General features: G+C 69.3%; 17 protein-coding genes and 1 tRNA gene. 14 read left to right on the top strand and 4 right to left on the bottom strand.

The annotated features are described in order from the left end of the window. From VFF97_RS11920 to VFF97_RS11955, 8 genes are all read left to right on the top strand, one after another. A partial coding sequence (locus VFF97_RS11920) for a sugar ABC transporter permease (RefSeq protein ID WP_325033712.1) occupies positions 1-847 on the top strand: 847 nt, incomplete at its 5' end. A 3-nt stretch (positions 848-850) separates the two neighbouring features. After that, a complete protein-coding gene (locus VFF97_RS11925; RefSeq protein WP_325033713.1) occupies positions 851-2,278 on the top strand; it encodes an alpha-amylase family protein in 1,428 nt (475 codons plus the stop codon). 117 nt (positions 2,279-2,395) lie between these two features. Continuing rightward, entirely contained in the window at positions 2,396-4,279 is a 1,884-nt protein-coding gene (locus VFF97_RS11930; RefSeq protein ID WP_325033714.1) for a glycoside hydrolase family 13 protein, read from the top strand. Continuing rightward, on the top strand, positions 4,279-5,085 hold the full coding sequence (locus tag VFF97_RS11935; protein WP_325033715.1) for a hypothetical protein: 807 nt from the start codon (positions 4,279-4,281) through the stop codon (positions 5,083-5,085). The genes VFF97_RS11930 and VFF97_RS11935 overlap by 1 nt, the downstream gene beginning before the upstream one ends. A gap of 43 nt (positions 5,086-5,128) precedes the next feature. After that, positions 5,129-6,034 (top strand): bile acid:sodium symporter family protein, encoded by a 906-nt coding sequence (locus tag VFF97_RS11940; protein WP_325033716.1) that lies wholly within the window; start codon positions 5,129-5,131, stop codon positions 6,032-6,034. Between the two features lie 28 nt (positions 6,035-6,062). After that, positions 6,063-6,557, top strand: coding sequence for an FBP domain-containing protein (locus VFF97_RS11945; protein WP_325033717.1), 495 nt, complete (start codon positions 6,063-6,065; stop codon positions 6,555-6,557). Beyond that, the gene (locus tag VFF97_RS11950) at positions 6,554-7,465 is read left to right on the top strand and encodes a PfkB family carbohydrate kinase (RefSeq protein ID WP_325033718.1); all 912 of its coding nucleotides are present in this window, start codon (positions 6,554-6,556) and stop codon (positions 7,463-7,465) included. The genes VFF97_RS11945 and VFF97_RS11950 overlap by 4 nt, the downstream gene beginning before the upstream one ends. 101 nt (positions 7,466-7,566) lie before the next feature. After that, positions 7,567-7,648 (top strand) — tRNA-Tyr (locus tag VFF97_RS11955). Between the two features lie 60 nt (positions 7,649-7,708). On the opposite strand, the gene VFF97_RS11960 is transcribed toward VFF97_RS11955, so the two are convergent. Continuing rightward, positions 7,709-8,506 (bottom strand): sulfite exporter TauE/SafE family protein, encoded by a 798-nt coding sequence (locus tag VFF97_RS11960; protein WP_325033719.1) that lies wholly within the window; start codon positions 8,504-8,506, stop codon positions 7,709-7,711. Positions 8,507-8,509: 3 nt separating this feature from the next. Next, a complete protein-coding gene (locus VFF97_RS11965; protein WP_325033720.1) occupies positions 8,510-9,214 on the bottom strand; it encodes a GntR family transcriptional regulator in 705 nt (234 codons plus the stop codon). A 180-nt stretch (positions 9,215-9,394) separates the two neighbouring features. Here VFF97_RS11965 and VFF97_RS11970 point away from each other — a divergent pair, with 180 nt between their 5' ends. From VFF97_RS11970 to VFF97_RS11995, 6 genes are all read left to right on the top strand, one after another. After that, a complete protein-coding gene (locus tag VFF97_RS11970; RefSeq protein ID WP_325033721.1) occupies positions 9,395-11,179 on the top strand; it encodes a gamma-glutamyltransferase family protein in 1,785 nt (594 codons plus the stop codon). A gap of 115 nt (positions 11,180-11,294) precedes the next feature. Then, a complete protein-coding gene (locus VFF97_RS11975; RefSeq protein WP_325033722.1) occupies positions 11,295-12,884 on the top strand; it encodes an ABC transporter substrate-binding protein in 1,590 nt (529 codons plus the stop codon). Between the two features lie 11 nt (positions 12,885-12,895). Next, positions 12,896-13,939 (top strand): ABC transporter permease, encoded by a 1,044-nt coding sequence (locus VFF97_RS11980; RefSeq protein ID WP_325033723.1) that lies wholly within the window; start codon positions 12,896-12,898, stop codon positions 13,937-13,939. Next, positions 13,936-14,799, top strand: coding sequence for an ABC transporter permease (locus tag VFF97_RS11985; protein WP_325033724.1), 864 nt, complete (start codon positions 13,936-13,938; stop codon positions 14,797-14,799). Before VFF97_RS11980 ends, VFF97_RS11985 begins: the two co-directional genes overlap by 4 nt. After that, positions 14,796-16,622, top strand: a complete 1,827-nt coding sequence (locus VFF97_RS11990) for an ABC transporter ATP-binding protein (RefSeq protein ID WP_325033725.1) — start codon at positions 14,796-14,798, stop codon at positions 16,620-16,622. The genes VFF97_RS11985 and VFF97_RS11990 overlap by 4 nt, the downstream gene beginning before the upstream one ends. 48 nt (positions 16,623-16,670) lie before the next feature. Further along, the gene (locus tag VFF97_RS11995; RefSeq protein WP_325033726.1) at positions 16,671-17,783 is read left to right on the top strand and encodes an FAD-dependent oxidoreductase; all 1,113 of its coding nucleotides are present in this window, start codon (positions 16,671-16,673) and stop codon (positions 17,781-17,783) included. A 61-nt stretch (positions 17,784-17,844) separates the two neighbouring features. Here VFF97_RS11995 and VFF97_RS12000 read toward each other — a convergent pair whose 3' ends face one another. Both VFF97_RS12000 and VFF97_RS12005 read right to left on the bottom strand, forming a co-directional pair. Beyond that, positions 17,845-19,107 carry a Glu/Leu/Phe/Val dehydrogenase gene (locus VFF97_RS12000; RefSeq protein WP_325033727.1) on the bottom strand — a complete coding sequence of 421 codons (1,263 nt, stop codon included), beginning with the start codon at positions 19,105-19,107 and terminating at the stop codon, positions 17,845-17,847. A gap of 6 nt (positions 19,108-19,113) precedes the next feature. Further along, a complete protein-coding gene (locus VFF97_RS12005; protein ID WP_325033728.1) occupies positions 19,114-20,019 on the bottom strand; it encodes a dihydrodipicolinate synthase family protein in 906 nt (301 codons plus the stop codon).

The following is a 20,019-nucleotide window of genomic DNA, read 5'->3' on the forward strand; positions in this document are numbered from 1 at the left end:
CAAGCGGTACTTCCGCGAGACCGGATGGCGTCACCTCGTCGGCATCGGCGTCGCGATCTTCGCGATCTTCCCCCTCCTGTACGTGTTCTCGGCGTCGCTCAACCCGGGCGGCACGCTGCTCACCGCGAACGGTCTGTTCTCGAACTTCAACTTCGAGAGCTACGTCGACCTGTTCAACAGCCCGCGGCATCCGTACGGCGCCTGGTACATCAACACCCTCGTGATCGGCCTCGTCACCGCTGCCGGCACCGTCCTCATGGGCGCGCTCGCGGCTTACTCGTTCTCGCGCATGCGCTTCACGGGGCGCCGCGTCGGGCTCACGACGCTGCTCGTGGTGCAGATGTTCCCGCAGATGCTCGCCGCCGTCGCGATCTTCCTCCTCATGGTCGCGATCGGCGACATCTTCCCGGCGCTCGGGCTCAACACCCAGATCGGCCTGATCATGGTGTACCTCGGCGGTGCACTCGGCGTGAACACGTACCTCATGTACGGCTTCTTCAACACGGTGCCGTCTTCGATCGACGAGGCCGCGAAGATCGACGGTGCGGGCCACGCGCGCATCTTCTTCACGATCATCCTGCGCCTCGTTGCCCCGATTCTCGCGGTCGTCGGACTTCTGTCGTTCATCGGAACGGCGAGCGAGTTCATGCTCGCGAGCGTCATCCTCATCGACCCCGACAAGCAGACGCTCGCCGTGGGCCTGTACAAGTTCGTATCCGACGAGTTCTCGAAGAACTGGAGCATCTTCGCGGCGGGCGCGGTGCTCGCGGCGATCCTGCCGGTCGCGCTGTTCCTGGCGCTGCAGAAGTACATCGTCGGCGGCCTGACGGCCGGAAGCGTGAAATAGCGGATGCCTCGCCCGGCGCGCCTCGTCGGCGCATCCGTCGTCGCGCTCGTCCTCGCGCTCGCCGGATGCACGGCCTCGCCATCGACAGCCGAGCGGGCGGCGCCCGACGTCGGCGTGCAGCTCTTCCAGCTGCCGTGGACGTCGATCGCCGAGGAGTGCGAGACGACCCTCGGCCCCAACGGCTTCGCGTGGGTGCTCACATCACCGCCGAACGAGCACATCCAGCGCGATGAGTGGTGGGCGTCGTACCAGCCGGTGAGCTACGAGCTCGAGACGCGCCTCGGCACGCGCGACGAGTTCGCCGACATGGTCGAGCGATGCGGCGCGGCGGGCGTCGACGTCATCGCGGATGCCGTCGTCAACCACATGACCGGGCAGGACGCGCCTGGCGAGGGCTGGGCGGGCACGCCGTACGAGCACTACGAGTACCCCGGGCTGTACACGGCAGAGGACTTCCACCGCTGCGGCCTCACGGCGAACGACGACATCCAGGACTACGACTCGCGCGAGCAGGTGCAGACGTGCGAGCTCGTGAACCTCGCCGACCTCGACACGGCGAGCGACAAGGTGCGCGGCACGATCGTCGCCTACCTCGACGACCTGCTGTCGCTCGGTGTCGCGGGGTTCCGCATCGACGCCGCGAAGCACATGGCCGCCGACGATGTCGAGGCGATCGTCGCGGCATTGCCCGAGGGCACGCGCGTCATGAGCGAGGTCATCAGGGGCGCTGGAGAGCCGATCGTTCCCGAGGAGTACGCCGGGTTCGGGGAGGTCTTCGAGTTCACCTACGCGCGCGACCTGACGCCGCCGCTCGCGAACGGCGTCTTCAACGACCCGGAGCTCGACGGGGAGCGGCCGCTGCACGTGGCATCCGATCGCGCGATCGTGTTCGTCGACAACCACGACACCGAGCGCGGCGAGGCCGACGTGACCTATCGCGACGGCGGGCTGTACGTGATCGCGAACGCGCTCATGCTCGCTGATGACTACGGCACACCCGTCGTCTACTCCGGGTACGCGTTCTCCGACCGCGATGCGGGCGCGCCGATCGGCGCCGACGGCCGCGTGCTCGACACCGCGTGCGACGGCGTCGCCGGACCGGCCGAGTCGTACGACGACGGCGAGCGCACGTGCGTCCATGCGTGGACCGCGATCGCGGGCATGCTCGAGTTCCGCGCGTTCGCCGGCGACGCCCCACGGCTCCCCGGTGTGGACGAAGGCGACGCCTACGGATTCGAGCGCGAAGGTCGCGGTGTCGTCGCCGTCAACGTGGGCTCCGAGCCCGAGACCATCGCGATCCCCACGTCGCTCCCGGCGGGGGAGTACCGGGACGTGATCGCCGGAGAGACCTACACCGTCGGAGACGGCGAGGTCGTGTTCGAGCTCGAGCCGCTGGGTGCCGCTGCGATCCACATCGGGTCCCGGTCGTAGTCCTACAATCGACTCGCGCACAACTGAACAACAATCTGAGGGCTCTGTCACGGCGCGGCCGTGCAACCACGTCGCTTCCATCGGCGGCGCCGCCGCCTCGTCTCGAAAGGCTCGTCCGTGACCACCCTCATCCCGCACCACGACGGTTCGCCCCTGTACGTCTCGAACCTCGCCCCCGAGCTGGGCGATACCGTCACCGTCCGGCTTCGTGTGCCCTCCGGCTACGGGCCCCTGAGCGCTGTGCGCACACGCTCCAACCCCGACCACGAACCCGAGTGGACGGATGCCGCACTGCTCGGCTCCGCCGACGGATGGGACTGGTGGGAGGCGCCCGTCACCGTCCGCAACCGACGTCACGGCTACCGTTGGCTGCTCGTGCACGAAGACGGCACGATCGAGTGGCTCAACCAGACCGGCCTGCACCGGATCGAGACGCTCGACGCCGAGGACTTCGCGCTCGTCGCCCACCCCGCGCCGCCCGCGTGGCTGTTCGACAGCGTGATGTACCAGATCTTCCCCGACCGGTTCGCGCGCTCAGCGCAGGCAGACCGACACCCGACGCCCGACTGGGCGATCCCCGCCGCGTGGGACGACCCGGTGGATCCGGTGCTCCCCGGCCGCTCGCAGCAGTTCTACGGCGGCGACCTCGACGGGATCGTCGAGCACCTCGACCACCTCGTCGAGCTCGGAGTCAACCTCCTGTACCTGACGCCGGTCTTCCCCGCCGCGTCGAACCACCGCTACGACGCGTCGAGCTTCGATCGCGTCGACCCGCTGCTCGGCGGCGATGAGGCGCTCGTACGGCTCGTCGAGGCGGCGCATGCGCGCGGCATCCGTGTCATCGGCGACCTCACGAGCAACCACTCCGGCGACCGGCACGAGTGGTTCCAGTCCGCCTACGGCCACCCCGGCGCGCCGGAGGAGGACTTCTACTACTTCCTGAACGACGACAACACCGAGTACGAGTCGTGGCTGGGCACACCGACGCTGCCGAAGTTCAACTGGGCGTCGGAGGAGCTGCGGCGCCGGTTCATCGCCGGCCCCGACTCGGTCGTCGCGAAATGGCTGAAGCCGCCGTTCAACACCGACGGCTGGCGCATCGACGTCGCGAACATGACGGGACGCCTCGGCGACATCGACCTCAACGCCGAGGTGCGCCGGCTGCTGCGTCAGACGATGGAGGAGATCAACCCCGACACGATCCTCCTCGCCGAATCGACGAACGACGCCGCGAGCGACTTGCAGGGCGACGGCTGGCACGGGGCGATGACGTATCCGTCGTTCACGCGCCCGCTGTGGGGGTGGCTGTGCGAGCCGAGCGGCGAGCCGTATCTCACCGCCGAAGGCGAGTGGCGCACCGAGCCCTGGTTCTTCGGACAGCCGATCGGCGGCATGCCGCGCTACACCGCGAAGCAGTTCGCCGACGCGGTCGTGCGGTTCACGGGGTCGATCCCGTGGCGCGTGCGCCTCGGGAACATGCAGGCGCTCGACACGCACGACACCGGCCGCTTCGCGACGCACGCCGCGTCCGGCGTGGTGCCGGTCGCTGTCGGGCTCTCCGTGACCCTGCCCGGCGTGCCGGTGCTGTTCGCGGGCGACGAATTCGGGCTCACAGGTGTCGACGGCGAGATGAGCCGTACGCCCATGCCCTGGGGCACGGAGGACGAACCGGATGCCGCGGCCCGCCTCGCCCTGTACCGCGACCTCATCCGCCTGCGGCGCGAGCACCCGGTGCTCGCCACGGGCGGCCTGCGCTGGGTGCACGTCGACGACGAGGGGCTCGCGTTCGTGCGCGAGTCGGCGGACGAGACGATCCTCGTGCTGGCGTCGCGCGGCGACGTCGACGTCGCGCTGCCGGCGGGCGTCGTGCCGGGTGCCGCGCGGGCGGAGGCGCTCTTCGGCGACGCGACGCTCGGGGTCGCCGGCGACGGCTCGGTGCTGCTGTCGGCGGAGGGTCCGGCGTTCGCCGCGTGGGCGCTTCCCGGCGTCGCGGTGCCGTGATGGTGAGCGCGGAGCGCTTCGACGCGCTGAGCGCCGGGCTCGCGGAAGGCGTTCGCGCTCGCGACGGGCTCATCGGACTCGTGCTGCTCGGATCGGCGTCGGACGAGGCATCCAGCCGCCGCGATGAATGGTCGGATCACGACTTCTTCGCGATCGTCGAGGACGGTCGGGGTGCGGAGGTGCGCCCCGACCTGTCGTGGCTGCCCGATCGGGACCGCATCGTGCTCACCGCCCGTGAGGGCGAGATCGGCTTCGTCGCGGTGTACGACGACGGGCACGTGTTCGAGTTCGCGCTCTCGGAAGCCGGAGAGCTCGCGGGTGCGGTGGCCGGCGATGCGACCGTGGTGGTCGACGATGAGCGCGGTACGACCGCCGCGCTCATCGAACGCGCTCGTGCCCGCGCCGAGTCCGCCGACCGGTTCGACCCCGGGAACGACGTGCGCCTCGTGCTCGTGAAGCTGCTCATCGGCGTCGGGCGCGTGCGACGCGGCGAGGTGCTGAACGGCGGGCAGTTCATCCGGCAATGGGCGGTGCAGCACCTCGTGCGTGCGATCCGGGGGCGGTTCGCCGAGGCATCCGGTTCGCTTCGCGACGCGATCGACCCCGTGCGGCGGTTCGAGCGCGATCACCCGCAGTGGGGTGCGCGCATCGCGTCAGCGCTCGAGCGCCCCACCGAGGACGCTGCGCGCGAGCTGCTCGCGTTCATGCGCGAGGTGCTCGAACCCGGGTGGGATGCCTTCCCTTCGCGGGCGGCGGATGCGGTCGCGCAGCGCCTGGGCTGGGAGGCGTTCTCCACAGAGCGATGACGGAGGGTGACGCCGGGTATCGGCATCCGACACACTGAGTCCCATGGGATCAGCGTTGACCACCATCGGATTGCCCGTCGCCCTCGGCATCATCATGTTCGGCCTGGGCCTGAGTCTGACTCCCGGCGATTTCGCTCGGGTCGTGAAGCAGCCGAAGGCGGTGATCATCGCTCTGCTCTGCCAGCTCATCCTGCTTCCCGCGATCTGCTTCGGCCTCGTGCTGCTGTTCCAGCTGCCGCCGATCCTCGCCGTCGGCATGATGATGCTCGCCGCGTCGCCCGGAGGCACGACCGCGAACCTCTACAGCCATCTGTTCCGCGGCGACGTCGCGCTCAACATCTCGCTGACCGCGGTGAACTCGGTCATCGCCGTCGTGACGCTGCCGATCATCACGAACCTCGCGATCGCGTACTTCAACCCCTTCGACGACCAGCTCGGACTGCAGTGGTCGAAGGCGCTCGAGGTGTTCGCGATCGTGCTGCTGCCGGTCGCGCTCGGCATGGTCGTGCGGCACCTCTGGCCGAAGTTCGCGAAGGCCATGGACAAGCCCGTGCGCATCGCGTCGATCATCATCCTCATCGTCGTGATCGCGGGTGCGGTCGCGTCGAACTGGGATCTGCTGATCGCCAACTTCGGGCGCCTCGCCGCCATCACGATCGTCTTCTGCGTCATCAGCCTCGCCGTCGGGTACTGGGCACCGCGGGTGTTCCAGGTCGGCAAGCGCCAGTCGATCGCGTCGTCGTTCGAGATCGGCATCCACAACGCGACGCTCGCGATCGTCATCGCGCAGTCCGTGCTCGGTTCGACCGAGCTCAGCTTGCCGGCCGCGGTCTACGGCGTGCTGATGTTCTTCATCGCGTTCGGCTTCGGCTTCCTCATCCGTGAGCGCAAGACGACGGATGCCGCGGCCGAGCCCGAGCCTGAGGAGACGACCTCCGCGACGACTTAGACTGGGGCACTGACGGCGAGGAGGTTCCATGCGCCCGCTGACCGAAGACGACGTCCTGGCATCGTTCGTGAATGCCGCCCCCGAAGAACTCCGGCTCATCGCTCTGCCGCCGGACTTCCTGCTCACCGATTGGGATCACCTCGACTTCCTCGCGTGGCGTGATCCCCGCACGCGAAGTCGCGGGTATGTGATCGCGGAAGTCGACGGTGCGCCGACCGGCATCGTGCTGAGGGCGGCGGAGGGCTCGTCGCGAGCCCGCTCGGCGATGTGCAACCTGTGCCACACGATGCAGCCCGCCGACCAGGTGTCGCTCTTCACCGCGCGCAAGGCGGGTCCGGCCGGACGCCACGGCGACAGCGTCGGCACCTACATGTGCGCCGACCTCTCGTGTCACGAGAACGTGCGGCTCGCCGCGCCCCTCGCCCCGAACGAGATCCGGGCGAGCGTCGACCGCCGCATCGACGGCACCCGTGAGCGCACCGAGGCGTTCGTCGAACGCGTGCTCGAGGGGAGCGCCGCATGAGCGATCGCGTCGTCGTGATCGGCGACGCGCTCATCGACGAACTCCGCGACGACCACGGCGTGCGGGAGTTCGTCGGGGGTGCCGCTCTCAACGTCGCGGTCGGGCTCAGCCGGCTGGGTGTGCCTTCGACGCTGATCGCGATGGTCGGCGACGACGAGCCGGGCTCGCGCATCCGCACATACCTCTCCGACTACGGCGTCGAGCTCATCGCGACGCCGTCCCTCCTCGGTTCGTCGCGTGCCGTCAGCACGCGCACCGGTGGGGGAGAGCCCGTGTACGTGTTCAACGACGCGGCGAAGGCGCGGCGCATCCGCTTGGGCGATCAAGAGCGCGCGGCGATCGCGGCATCGCCGCTCGTCGCGATCAGCTGCTTCCCGTTCGACGACGTCGAGCAGACCGAGGAGTTCGCGCTCGCGCTGGCGGGCGCGCGCGTGGCGATCGACCCCAACCCCCGCGACGATCTCATGCGCGATCGCGATGAGTTCGTGCGCGGGTTCGAGCGCCTCGCCGCCCGCTCGGCCCTCGTGAAGATCGGCGTCGACGACGCGGAGCTCCTGTACGGCGAGCCGATCGATGCCGTGACACCGCGGCTCATCGACCTCGGGGTGGGCGCGGTCTTCGCGACGGAGGGCGCCTCCGGTGCGGCGATCGAGACGGCGACGGATGCGGCGACCCGCCCCATTTCCGACCTTCCCGGCCGGATCGTCGACACGATGGGCGCCGGCGACGCCGCCTTCGCAGCGGTGCTCGCCGCGCTCGCATCCGGCTGGCCTGAGGACGCCGACGCGTGGGGCGCGGTGCTCGAGCGCGCGATGGACGTCGCGGCTGCGACGTGCCGGCTCGAGGGGGCGCTGCTGCGCCTGCCGTCGGCCCTTGTCGGGCCCGATCTGGACCGCCTCGGAACCTGATCGGACGGTGGCTCTGCGCCGATTTCGAGCACTCCGTCTGAGCAGGTAGGATTGTTGATCGCGCCTCCGGTCGACTGTACAAGCCGGGCGGGTGCGCACCCGGCGAGTTACCCAAGCGGCCAAAGGGATCTGACTGTAAATCAGCTGGCATTGCCTTCGGGGGTTCGAATCCCTCACTCGCCACCGAAAAATGAAGGGCCTCGCGGATGCGGGGCCCTTCATTCATTCATCGGAGAGCTGCGCTCAGCGCCGGCGGCCGCGCACCGCTTTCAGCGCCATCTGCGTCGCGATGAACGCGAGGAAGACGGCGAACAGGATGTTCGCGGTGAACGGGTCGATGGATGTTGCGACCCATGCGCCGAGCGCCGTCGTCGTGCACGCCGCGAGCCCCACGCACACCGCGCCCAGCGGATCGATGTTCCGCCGGATGATGTTGCCGACGGTGCCCGAGATCGCGGCCGGGATCATCATCAGCAGGGACGTGCCCTTCGCGAGGAGGTCGCTCGTGCCGAAGACGAGGATCAGCGCGGGCACGACGATGATGCCCCCGCCGACTCCGAGCAGTCCGGAGACGGTCCCTGTGGCCAGTCCGAGGACGACGAGGCCGATGACCGCCGGCCACAAGAGCGTCAGTTGGACGTCGCGTGAGGGGATCACCACGAAAAGGCTTACGATCACCGCCAGGAGGAACCCGACGAACGCCCAGCGCAGCGCCGTCTGTGACACGCGCGGAAGCAGCCACGTCCCGAACTGTGCGCCGAGGACCGCGCCGGCCGCGAGGATGAGCGCCGGGATCCACGCCACCGCGTCGCTGAGGGCATAAGAGACGACGCCGACGGCCGCGCTCGGCACGATCGCCGCGAGCGACGTGCCGGCGGCGCGCCGCTGGTCGAAGCCGAGGAGGAGAACCAGCAGCGGCACGATGACGACACCGCCGCCGACGCCGAACAGACCCGACAGGAACCCGGTCAGAAGGCCGATGGAGACGAACAGGAGGACGGATGCCGCGGCACTGCGCCGCGGCTGATCTGATGCCCCCACGCGCTATGCGCCTTGCTCGGACAGACGCGTCTCGACCCAGCGCGCCGTCGACTCGTTCGCCTTGCGGTAGTGCTCCTCGGTGAGCTCGCGTGCGCGGACCGGATCGTGGTCGGCGATGGCACGTGCGATCTCGTCGTGTTCGGCGAGGTTCAGGCGGAGGCGATGCGTGTTCCCCGCGTAGCCGCCGAAGGAGAGGTTGCGCGGGACGCGTCGATGCAGCTCCGCGATCGTGAGGGCGAGCTGCCGGTTGTCGGCCGCTTCGACGACGACCGAGTGGAAGCGCTCGTTCGCGTCGGCCCACAGGGCGCCGAGGTCGTCGGACGACGTGCCGCGCTCGAGTGCCTCGCGGAACTCGTCCCACGCTGCGAACAGGCGCGTGATCTGATCGTCGTTGATTCGGATCGCCGCGAGTTCGGCGGCGAGTCCCTGCAGCTCGGCCCGGACCTCGCCCATCTCACGGATGTCGCGTACGGAGAGCCCGTTGACGCGGGCGCCTCGATTCGGCGCGATCGTCACGATCCCCTGCGCCGCGAGCACGCGGAGAGCCTCGCGCACGGGGGTGCGACTGACGCCGAATTCGGCCGCCAGGGCATCATGCCGCAGCCACGTGCCGATCGCGATCTCACCGCTCACGACTCGCCGTTGCAGCGTCGTGACGATGCGATCAGCCGGCGAGACGTACTCACTGCTGTCGACGGGTACTGTCACCGAATCCTCGCTCCTGGTGCTGGTGCGACCGACATCCGCTGTCGTCGTGCAGCAGCCAACACGCCATTGTCCACGTGCGTTCGTCTCATCGTCCCACGAGGGGACTCACTTGATCTCGCACCATTGTGCCATAGTGTTGCATCCAATCTGAACGTATGTAAATCCAATCTTGGAGGACCCATGAGCCAGGACCAGCTGCAGGCGAGGCCGGATCTCCTCGGATGGTTCGGCATGTGCAGCTCGACGCACTGGACCGCATCGGCGACCGGGCAATCCGTCTTGGAGCGTGGGGGCAACGCGTTCGATGCAGCCGTCGCGGCGGCGTTCGTGCTCCACGTCGTCGAGCCGCACCTCAACGGGCCGGGCGGGGATCTCGTCGCGCTCGCAGCTCCCGCCGACGGCGAGCCGGTCACCGTCGTCGGCCAGGGTCCGGCTCCGGCCGGTGCGACCATCGAGAGGTTCCGGGAGGAGGGACTCGACCTCGTTCCCGGTGCGGGTGCGCTTGCGGCGGCGATCCCGGGGGCGGTCGACGCCTGGCTCATGCTTCTGCGCGACTACGGAACGTGGGAGGTCGGCGCCGTGCTCGAGCCGGCGATCGAGTACGCGCGGCGCGGCCATGCGCTTCTGCCGAAGGCGGCCGACACGATCGCCGGCGTCGCCGGCCTCTTCCGAGATCACTGGCCGACGTCCGCGGATCTCTGGCTTGTCGACGGTGCGGTCCCGGCCGCGGGGAGCATCGTGCGGAATCCCACGTACGCCCGAACCCTCGAGCGCCTCGTCGCGGCGGAGCGCGGTGAGACGCGGGAGGAGCGCATCGACGCGGTGCGTCGCGAATGGCGCGAGGGCTTCGTCGCCGAGGAGATCGACCGGTTCGTCTCCTCCACCCCTCACATGCACGCAAGCGGCACGGTCCACCGCGGCGTGCTCACTTACGCGGATCTCGCGGGGCACCAGGCGACCTACGAGCGACCTGTCCGCGGCGCCTTCCGCGGCTACGACGTGCTCAAGGCGGGTCCGTGGTCGCAGGGGCCGATGCTCCTGCAGACGCTGGCGATCCTGGACGGATTCGACGATGAGGACCTCGACCTGAACACCGCAGCGGGGGTGCATCGGGTGCTGGAGGCGCTCAAGCTCGCGCTCGCGGATCGAGACACTTACTACGGCGCGCACATCGCTCCCGATGTGCTCGAGCACCTGCTCTCGCCCGAGTACGCGCGCGAGCGCCGCCGCCTCATCACCGACCGCGCTTCGCTCGAGCTGCGGCCAGGTGATCTCGACGGCGGGCGTCGGTTCCTGCCGCCCCTGCGCGAGGCGTACCGTGCCGAGGCCGCCGCCGCGTCGACCGGGGAGCCTACGGTCTCCGCGGTGGGCGCGGTGCGCGGCGACACGTGTCACCTCGACGTCGTCGATCGCTGGGGGAACATGGTCTCGGCCACCCCCTCCGGCGGCTGGCTTCAGTCGTCACCGACCATCCCGGCGCTCGGATTCGCCCTCGGAACACGTCTCCAGATGACGTGGCTCGATCCGCGCAGTCCCGCCGCACTCAGGCCGGGAGCCAGGCCCCGGACGACCCTCACGCCTTCCCTCCTCGCACGCGACGGCCACGTCGTCGCGGCATTCGGATCCCCCGGGGGCGACCAGCAGGACCAATGGCAGGCCGGCTTCCTGGTGCGGATGCTCGTCGGGGGGATGACTCCCCAGCAGGCGATAGAGGCCCCCGCCTTCCACACGACGAGCTTCCCCAACAGCTTCTGGCCACGCACGTGGACTCCGGGAGGTGCGGTCGTCGAGGATCGCCTCGGAGACGACGTGATCGCCGACCTCGAGTTGCGCGGCCACCGCGTCGCGCGTGCGGGGGGCTGGGCGCTGAGCAGGCTCACGGCGGTCACTCGCGACGCCCGGACCGGGCTCGTGGGAGCAGCGGCCAACCCGCGTGGGGCGCAGGGGTATGCGGCGGGGCGGTGATGTGAACGCTTTGTGAAATTGCCCGCCGCACTATTGCCTTCTCGCAGATTGGATGCAATCATGCGTCAACTGCATCTCAACTTCGTCAGTCCCTCTCTGCACTAGGAGTCTCCGGATGTCACAACCGAACCAACGCCGCCGGCGCCGATCCGTCGGCGCGGCGCTGATCGCCCTCACCCTCATCACCGCGACGGGGTGCGCCTCTTCGGGGGAGGCCGCGCCCGGCGACAGCTCGCTCGACGTGATCTTCCCGATCCTGCGTCCGACGCTGGACGTTCGCGACAACGCCGCCCAGACCCTCGGCATCCAGTTGCTCGTCAACGAGCCGCTGTTCGTCTACACGCCGGACGGCGAGTTCGTGCCGCGCCTCGCGGAGAGCGTCGAGCAGCCGGATCCGCTCACCTTCGTCTACACACTCCGCGACGTCACGTTCTCCGACGGAACGCCGCTGACGGCCGACGACGTCGTCTACACGTTCGACCTGCACCGCGACCCGGAGTCCACCTCGGTCATGGCGCGCTACTGGGGCGCGGTGGAGTCCGTCGAAGCGACCGGTGAGGACGAAGTCACGGTGAAGCTCTCGGCGTCCGATCCCGAGTGGCCCTACACGGTCGCGAAGACCGGCATCGTCTCGGCGGCCTACTACGAAGCCAACGGTGGACAGGCGGGCACGCCCGGAGCGCCGCAGATCGGCACGGGGCCCTACGTGGTGGACGAGTTCAAGGCATCCGCCGAGGTCGATCTCGTGCGCAACCCGTCGTACTGGGGCGAAGAGGCCCCGTACGAGTCGATCGCCTTCACGGCGCCGAAGGACGACAACAGCCGCCTCCTCGCGCTGCAGTCGGGCAACTACGACGCACTGCTCCTGCCGCCGCTCTCCCAAGTGAAGGCTCTGTCGGCCGTGCCCGGCTATGTGGCGTCGGAGATCACCGACACGTCGACCTATCGCATCAACTTCGACCTCACGAAGCCGCCGTTCGACGAGCTCGCGGTGCGTCAGGCGATCTCCCACGCGGTCGATCGCGACGCGATCATCGGCGCGGTCTTCAACGACCACGCCGAGCCGGCTGACGCACTCGTGCCCCCGCCCATCCTCGAGGTGGCAGGAGAGCCGGGTCCCGTGGCGGAGGCATACGACGGGTTCGCGCGGGACTTCGACCTCGATCTCGACCAGGCGCGCGAATACCTCGCCCAGTCGAGCGTCCCGGACGGCTTCTCATTCACGGTGCCCGTGCAGCAGAGCGACCCCGCCCAGACGCTCATCGCGCAGATCGTCGCCCAGTCGCTCGCCGAGATCGGTGTCGACATGACCCTCGCTCCGCTGGACGACAACACCTACATCCAGCAGGTCTACTTCGACAAGGACATCGACGGTCTGTCGATCGACTCGTGGTCGGCCGGGTCGCCGGAACCGGCCGGCATGCTCTTCAACGCGTACACGCCCGGCATCTTCAGCAACGTGTCGCAGCTCGATTCCGCCGCGGTCGCGGCCGGGCTGGCGGAGTACCGCGAGCTTCCGGTCGATTCGGCCGAACGTCAGCCGCTGCTGCTGGACGTGCTCACCGAGATCCACGCCGAACGTCCCACGGTGCCGCTGCTGTACCCGAACCTCGTGTTCTTCACGGCGGAGGACACGACGGTGTCGGGCCTCAACGGGTTCTGGTGGCTGTCGCCGCTGTACGAGATCATCGCGCCCGCATCATGAGCTTCAGTTCGGTGAAGGAACCGGCGCCGATGTCGCTCGCGGCCGCCGGGCCGGACGCTCTCGATCATCGCCGGGCGGTGCGGTGGAGCGAGGTTCGGCTGATCGCGACCGTGATCGCGAAACGACTGCTGGCCGGCGTCGTGGTGCTGTTCATCGTGACCGTGCTGATCTTCCTCTTCATCCACGCCGCACCGGGCGGACCAGAGGTGGCGATCGCGGGCCTCGATGCCACACCCGAGCAGCTCGCGGCGATCCGTGAGCTCTACCGGCTGGACGACCCGCTCCCCGTCCAGTACTGGACGTACATCAGCAGCGCGCTCACCGGTGATCTCGGCACCTCGTTCATGCTGCGAGAGCCGGTGGCCGACGCGATCGGGCGCGCGCTGTCGGGTGTGACGATTCCGCTGATCATCATCACGTGGACGACCGCGCTCGTGTTCGGGGTGTCGCTCGGCTACATCTCGGCGCGCAAGCGCGGTCAGCTGCTGGATCGGACGATCGTCGGCATCACCGTCGTCGGCGCGACGGCGCCGATGTTCGCCACGGGTCTGCTGATCTCGACGGTGTTCGGAGTGCAGCTGCGCTGGTTCCCCTTCTTCGGGTCCGGTTCGGGCGGCCTCGACACGCTGTATCACCTCGTGCTTCCCGCTCTCACGATGGTGATCGTGATGCTCGCATCCACGACGCGCATCAGTCGTGTGAGGTTCGCCCAGGTGCTCGAGGAGGATCAGTACGCGTTCGCGAAGGCGCGCGGTGTGTCGCCCCGCGCGATCTTCGGGCGGATCATCTTCAGGAACTCGGCCGTCCAGCTCATCACGTGGGCGGGCTCGGTCATCGTGGGCCTGATGACCGGGTTGATCATCGTCGAGCAGATCTACAGCCTTCCCGGCATCGGCTCGCTCCTCATCACGGCCATCGGCTCGCGCGACATCCCGATGATCCAGGGCATCACGCTGGTGATCGCGGTCGCGATCGTCCTGGTCACGATCATCGTCGACGTCCTGTGCATCATCGTCGATCCACGCATCCGGAGAGGAATGGAGGCGGACGCATGACCGCGACATCCGTCATCCCCGCCGTCAGGCGCACCAGATGGGGAGTCGGCTCGCTGCCCCCGGTCACCGTCACGATCGCGCTCGTCATCCTCGCAGGGGTGATCGTGATGGTGCTGTTCCCCGGCATCGCACCGCTCGATCCGGATCGCATCGACGCGGCGGCCGCGCTGCAGGGTCCGAGCGCCGCCCACTGGCTCGGCACCGACGAGCTCGGTCGCGACGTCCTTTCCCGCGTGATCGCCGGCGCGCGCACCGCGTTCCTCGCGCCCTTGGGCCTGGCGACGGGCATCGTCGCGCTGAGTCTGACGATCGGTCTCATCGCCGGATACGCGGGAGGGTGGGTCGACACCTTCATCGGCCGCATCGTGGACGTGCTGTACGCGGTCCCCGCGCTGCTGGTCGCCATCGTCGTCGTCGGTGTCACCGGCGGCGGGTTCGTGATGGCGATCGTCATCCTGACGATCTTCGGACTTCCCTCCAGCACCCGCCTGTTCCGCGCCGCCGCCATGGAGCGCGTGCGGCTCCCGTATATAGAGGCGGCGCGCACGGTCGGCACGTCTCCGGTGCGCATCCTGTTCACGCAGATGCTCCCCACGCTGCGCCCCCTGATCGTCGCGACGCTGTTCCTGCAGTTCACGTACGGGCTCATCGAGGTGTCGACCCTGTCCTTCCTCGGGCTGGGCGTGCCGCCGGGCGCGTCGGACTGGGGGCGCATGATGTTCGAGAATCGCGCGTCCATCTCCGCGAACGCGTGGGCCACCATCGCGCCGGGCGTGCTGCTCGTGCTCCTCGCGGTGTCGACGAACGTCGTGGGCGACTGGCTGTACAACCGCTACGAGGCCAAGGAGCGTCAGCGATGACGACAGCGATCACTATGACCACGACCACGACCACGACCATCGCTCCTCCCGCGCTCGAGGTGCGCGGCCTCACGGTCACGGCGCAGCGCGACGGTCATCCGGTGCCGATCACGGAGGACCTCGACCTGACGGTGGCCCCCGGAGAAGCGGTGGCCATCGTGGGCGAGTCCGGCAGCGGCAAGTCCGTGACGGCGAAGGCGCTCATGCGACTGCTTCCGATGGGCCTCACGGTCGATGGCGCGGTGCATCTCGGCGGACGCGACACCACCGGGTTCACCGAGCGTCGCATGCGGCGCCTGCGCGGCACCGAGATCTCGATGGTGATGCAGGATCCGTTCACGATGCTCAACCCGATGGAGACGTGCGGTGCCCAGCTCGCCGTCACACTCACGGGTCCGGACGGTCGACGACTCTCGGGAGCGCGTCGTCGAGAGGAGGTCGTCCGTCGTCTGGCCGAGGTGGGCATCACCGATCCGGCCGTGGCCGACAAGTACCCCTTCGAGCTCTCCGGGGGCATGCGCCAGCGGGTCGGCATCGCGGCGGCGATCTCGCGCAACCCGCGCGTGATCATCGCGGACGAGCCGACGACCGCGCTCGACGTGACCACGCAGAAGGAGATCCTCGACCTCCTCAACAGCCTGCGCACCACGCATCGCATCGCGGTCGTGCTCATCACCCACGACCTCGGCGTGGCGTTCTCACTCTGCGACCGCGTGTACGTGATGTACGCCGGTCAGATCGTCGAGACGGCGGATGCGTCGACGCTGATGGACCAGCCGAAGCATCCGTACACCGCGAGTCTGCTCGCCGCCGATCCGCCGATCGACCGCCGAGTCGAGAAGCTGGCGAGCATCCCGGGGTCGGTGCCGCCGCCCGGACGACGTCCCGCCGCGTGCCGGTTCGCGCCGCGCTGCGAGTGGGCGGTCGACGCGTGCCGGGAGCGGCCGATCGAGCTGCTCCAGGTCGGGGAGGACCACGCGGCGCGCTGCATCCGGTTCGCCGAGATCGGCGACGGCCTGCAGGCGCTCGCGATGGCACGCAGGGATCAGCCGCACACCGGCTCGCTCGCCGTGCCGGCCGCCCCGGTGATCACGACCCGGGACGCACGCCGCGTGTACGGAGAGAAGGTCGCCGTCGCCGGCGCCACGATCGAGGTTCGGCGCGGTGAGAGCGTCGGGATCGTGGGCGAGTCGGGGTCGGGCAAGACCACGCTGGCGCGCATGCTCGTCGGCCTCACCCTCCCGTCGAGCGGGTCGGTGCAGGTCGGCGGTGTCGAGCTCTCGTCGCGGCTGTCGCGCGCGGATCGCGACCGCGTGCGCAGCACGGTGCAGATGGCCTTCCAGGACCCGTCCTCGACGCTGAACCCGAGCCGGTCCGTCGGATCGACGCTCCGCGAAGCGCTGCGACTGGTGTCGCTCGAGAAGCTGGATGAGCGCACGGCGGAGCTGCTGGAGCTTGTCGGTCTCCCGCCGGATTACGCGAAGCGGATGCCGGCGCAGCTGTCCGGCGGGGAGCGTCAGCGCGTGGCGATCGCGCGCGGATTGGCGCGCGACCCCGACGTGCTCGTGTGCGACGAGGTGGTGTCGGCTCTGGACGTCTCGGTGCAGGCGCACATCCTCAACCTGCTGCGCGACCTGCAGACGAAGCTCGGCATCGGCTACGTCTTCATCACGCACGATCTCGCGGTCGTGCGCCAGATCACGGATCGCGTCTACGTCATGCGCCGGGGCGAGATCGTCGAGTCCGGACCGACCGACCAGGTGCTCGACGAACCGCGCGACGACTACACCCGTTCACTCCTCGCCTCCGTACCGAGTCACTGAGTCCGCACCCGCACAGCATCGTCACCCACAAGAATGATCGGAAACCGAATGAAGATACTCGTCATCGGCGCCGGCGTCGCCGGCCTCTCGACCACAGCCCACCTCCAGCGTGCCGGGCACGTCGTCACGCTGCTCGAGAGGGCTTCCGAGTTCCGCACGTCCGGCTCGCCGATCGACGTCCGCGGAGACACCCTCGACATGGTCAAAGCCCTGGGCCTCTACGACCAGCTCAAGGCGGATGAGATCCGCACGTCGGCCGACTCCGTGTTCGTCGACGACGACGGCGAGCGCGTCGCGGTGATGTCGACGCACTACCTCAACGACAGCGACGACGACATCGAGATCGCACGTCCGGACCTCATGCGCATCCTCGCCGGCGCCCTCGCTCCCGACACCGACCTGCGCTTCTCGACCACCGTCACCGCCATCGCCGACGGGCCGGACAAGGTCCACGTCGTGCTCAGCGACGGCACCGAGGACGACTACGACGTCGTCGTCGGCGCCGACGGGGTGCACTCCCTCATCCGCTCGCTGGTCTTCGGCCCCGAACCCGACTACGTGCGGTTCCTCGGCGCCTACATCTTCCTCGCGCCGGTCGGTCCGCCCGCGGACGGTCAGCCTTCGTATCTGCATCTCGCGCCGGGCCGGATGCTCGGTCTGCTGCAGACGCCGTACACGGAGCTCATCGGCGGCTACGTCCGGTCTCCCCAGCTGACGATCGACTACCGTGATCCGGCCGCCGTCCGCGAGGCGATCCGCGGCATCTTCGACGGCGACGAGCGGTGGCGCACCCAGGAACTGGTCGAGCGCATGCTGGAGAGCTCAGGGCTCTACTTCGACGAGTGCGCGCAGACCTACATGGACACGTGGTCGAAGGGGCACGTCGTCCTTGTGGGCGACGCCGCGCATTGCGCGTCGCCGCTCGCGGGGCGTGGAACGTCGCTCGGCATCAGCGCGGGGCGGTTCCTCACCGACGCGCTCGCCGCGCACCCCGGAGACCTCGCCGCCGCATTCGCCGAGTATGAGCAGCGCCAGCGTCCCTACGTCGAGCGCGCGCAGGCCCACGTGGCGGGATCCATCGACCGCAACATCCCCGCGACGGCGGAGGCGGTCGAGGCCCAGCACGAGTGGCTGAGGCAGCAGGAGGCGAGCAGGGTCTGACCCACGCGAAGAGAGAGGGCGGATGCCGCGGCATCCGCCCTCTCTCTTCGCGCCCCCGGCGTCAGGGGTAGAGCCCGCGCATCCGGTGCGCGTCGGCCACGCGCCGTACGGCCAGCGCCGTGGCGGCCTGCCGGAGGGTTCTCGATGTGCGTCGTGCCTCCCACGACACCGCCTCCCACCCCGCGTCCATCTTCGCGGAGAGCTTCGACTCCACCTCGGCTGCGGTCCACCAGTAGCGCTGCTTGCCCTGCACCCACTCGAGGTAGCTCACGACGACGCCGCCCGCGTTTGCGAGGATGTCGGGCACCACCATGACACCGCGGTCCTCGAGGACGGTGTCGGCTTCGGGCGTGGTCGGCCCGTTGGCGCCCTCCACGATGACCTTCGCCCGGATGCGCGGTGCGTTGTGCTCCGTGATCGCCATCTCGACGGCCGCGGGCACGAGCACATCCACGTCGAGCTCGAGAAGCTCCGCCTGATCGATCGGCTCCGCGCCCGGGAACCCGACGACCGTGCCGGTCGTGTCGACGTGCAGCGCGAGCGCATCGATGTCGAGTCCTCCCGGGGCGGCGACGGCGCCGTACCTGTCGCTCACCGCGAGCACGCGAACCCCGCGTCGTCGCAGCAGCAGGGCCGCGTCGCGACCGACCTTCCCGAACCCCTGCACGGCAGCGGTCGCCGACGCGGGGGAGAGGCCGAGCGACTCCAGTGCGCGCATCGCGATGAACACGACGCCCATCGACGTTGCGGCCGCCCGGCCCTGGGAGCCGCCCACGCCGATCGGCTTGCCCGTGACGACTCCCGGGACCAGGACTCCGGCGGATGTCGAATAGGCGTCCATCATCCACGCCATCGTCTGCTCGTCGGTGCCGATGTCGGGTGCGGGGATGTCGCGCTCCGGACCGATGAGCGGCGCGATCTCGTTCGTGTAGCGGCGCGTGACCCGCTCGAGCTCGCGCAGGCTGAACCGGGCGGGGTCGAGCGACACCCCGCCCTTCGCCCCGCCGAACGGCACGTCGATGAGGGCGCACTTCCACGTCATCCACATGGCCAGAGCGCGCACCTCGTCGAGGTCGACGGACTCGCTGAAGCGCACGCCGCCTTTGGCCGGTCCGCGGGAGTAGTTGTGCTGCACGCGGTAGCCGGTGAGCACCTCGACGCTCCCGTCGTCCCGCATGAGCGGGATGCTGACGGCCAGCTCACGGCGTGCGCGCGACAGATTCGCGTGCACGCCTTCGTCGTAGCCGAGGAATTCCACCGCTTCCCGCAGCTGCGCCTGAGCGCTCTGCAGGGGGCCGCGCGTCTGCACGGGAGCGAGCACCATGTGGGGTCACCTTTCCGAAGGAGGGATATCGAGGTCGAATCCGTGGAGTGCGCTCAGGCGCCGGAACGACGCCTGGTAGGGGATCGCCGGCGGACGCACCGTCGAGGACGCGATCACGCCCTGCAGGCGCCAGTGCTCTTTGCGGATGCCGATGCTCGTCTTCGCCTGCGTCTCGAAGTGGATCAGCGGACTGAGCTCGGCCGTCAGCGCGCGAGCGCGGTCGATGTCGCCGCGCTCCCACGCGCGCAGAGCGTGTGCGATGACTTCGGGGCGCGAGATGCCGCACACGACCCCGGAGGAGCCGGACAGCAGCTCGTCGACGAGTCCTACGCCGCCGAAGCCCGACATGACCGGCACCTCGGTGCGGTCCCGCAGCTGCTGCATGCGGAAGAACGTCGGCGGGGCCTGACAGCGGATCGCCGTGACGAAGTCCAGATCCGCGACGGCGGACGCGAGGTCGTCCACCGCGATGTGCACGCCGTTCGATGCCGGGAAATCCTGCACGATCAGGGGAGCCCCCGACCACTCGTGCGCCCGGATCAGATCGCGGCGCAGGCTATCCGGATCGCTGTCGGTGACGGGGACCATGACTGACGTCACGGAGCCGCGCGTGCGGCGCACGAGCTCTTCGGCCGCGGCGGCGCCCGCCTGCGAGCCCAGCGACATGAGAGTCAGCGTGAGCTCCGCATCGGGCACCGCCGCGGAGAGCACCTCGACCGTCTTGAGCTGCTCGCGCAGGGTGAGAGACGCCGGTTCGGCTATGACGCCGAGGGCGACGACCCCGTCGCATCCGCGGTCGATCATGGTCGTCGCCAGACGCGTCAGGGAGTCGGCGTCGATCGCGCTGCCGTCCTCCGTGAACGGAGTGGGCACCATCGCGTGCAGCGGAACACGGCGCCCGTCTGCGGCCAT

It is taken from the genome of Microbacterium sp. (assembly GCF_035687345.1).
In the GTDB taxonomy this organism is placed as follows: Bacteria; Actinomycetota; Actinomycetes; order Actinomycetales; family Microbacteriaceae; genus Microbacterium.

Excerpts from the sequence above, each read along its gene's own strand:
- VFF97_RS11985 (WP_325033724.1), top strand. The coding sequence starts at position 13,936 with ATGACCGCGACATCCGTCATCCCCGCCGTCAGGCGCACCAGATGGGGA.
- VFF97_RS12005 (WP_325033728.1), bottom strand. The coding sequence starts at position 20,019 with ATGGCCGCAGACGGGCGCCGTGTTCCGCTGCACGCGATGGTGCCCACT.
- VFF97_RS11970 (WP_325033721.1), top strand. The coding sequence starts at position 9,395 with ATGAGCCAGGACCAGCTGCAGGCGAGGCCGGATCTCCTCGGATGGTTC.
- VFF97_RS11975 (WP_325033722.1), top strand. The coding sequence starts at position 11,295 with ATGTCACAACCGAACCAACGCCGCCGGCGCCGATCCGTCGGCGCGGCG.
- VFF97_RS11940 (WP_325033716.1), top strand. The coding sequence starts at position 5,129 with ATGGGATCAGCGTTGACCACCATCGGATTGCCCGTCGCCCTCGGCATC.
- VFF97_RS12000 (WP_325033727.1), bottom strand. The coding sequence starts at position 19,107 with ATGGTGCTCGCTCCCGTGCAGACGCGCGGCCCCCTGCAGAGCGCTCAG.
- VFF97_RS11935 (WP_325033715.1), top strand. The coding sequence starts at position 4,279 with ATGGTGAGCGCGGAGCGCTTCGACGCGCTGAGCGCCGGGCTCGCGGAA.
- VFF97_RS11995 (WP_325033726.1), top strand. The coding sequence starts at position 16,671 with ATGAAGATACTCGTCATCGGCGCCGGCGTCGCCGGCCTCTCGACCACA.
- VFF97_RS11925 (WP_325033713.1), top strand. The coding sequence starts at position 851 with ATGCCTCGCCCGGCGCGCCTCGTCGGCGCATCCGTCGTCGCGCTCGTC.
- VFF97_RS11990 (WP_325033725.1), top strand. The coding sequence starts at position 14,796 with ATGACGACAGCGATCACTATGACCACGACCACGACCACGACCATCGCT.
- VFF97_RS11945 (WP_325033717.1), top strand. The coding sequence starts at position 6,063 with ATGCGCCCGCTGACCGAAGACGACGTCCTGGCATCGTTCGTGAATGCC.
- VFF97_RS11950 (WP_325033718.1), top strand. The coding sequence starts at position 6,554 with ATGAGCGATCGCGTCGTCGTGATCGGCGACGCGCTCATCGACGAACTC.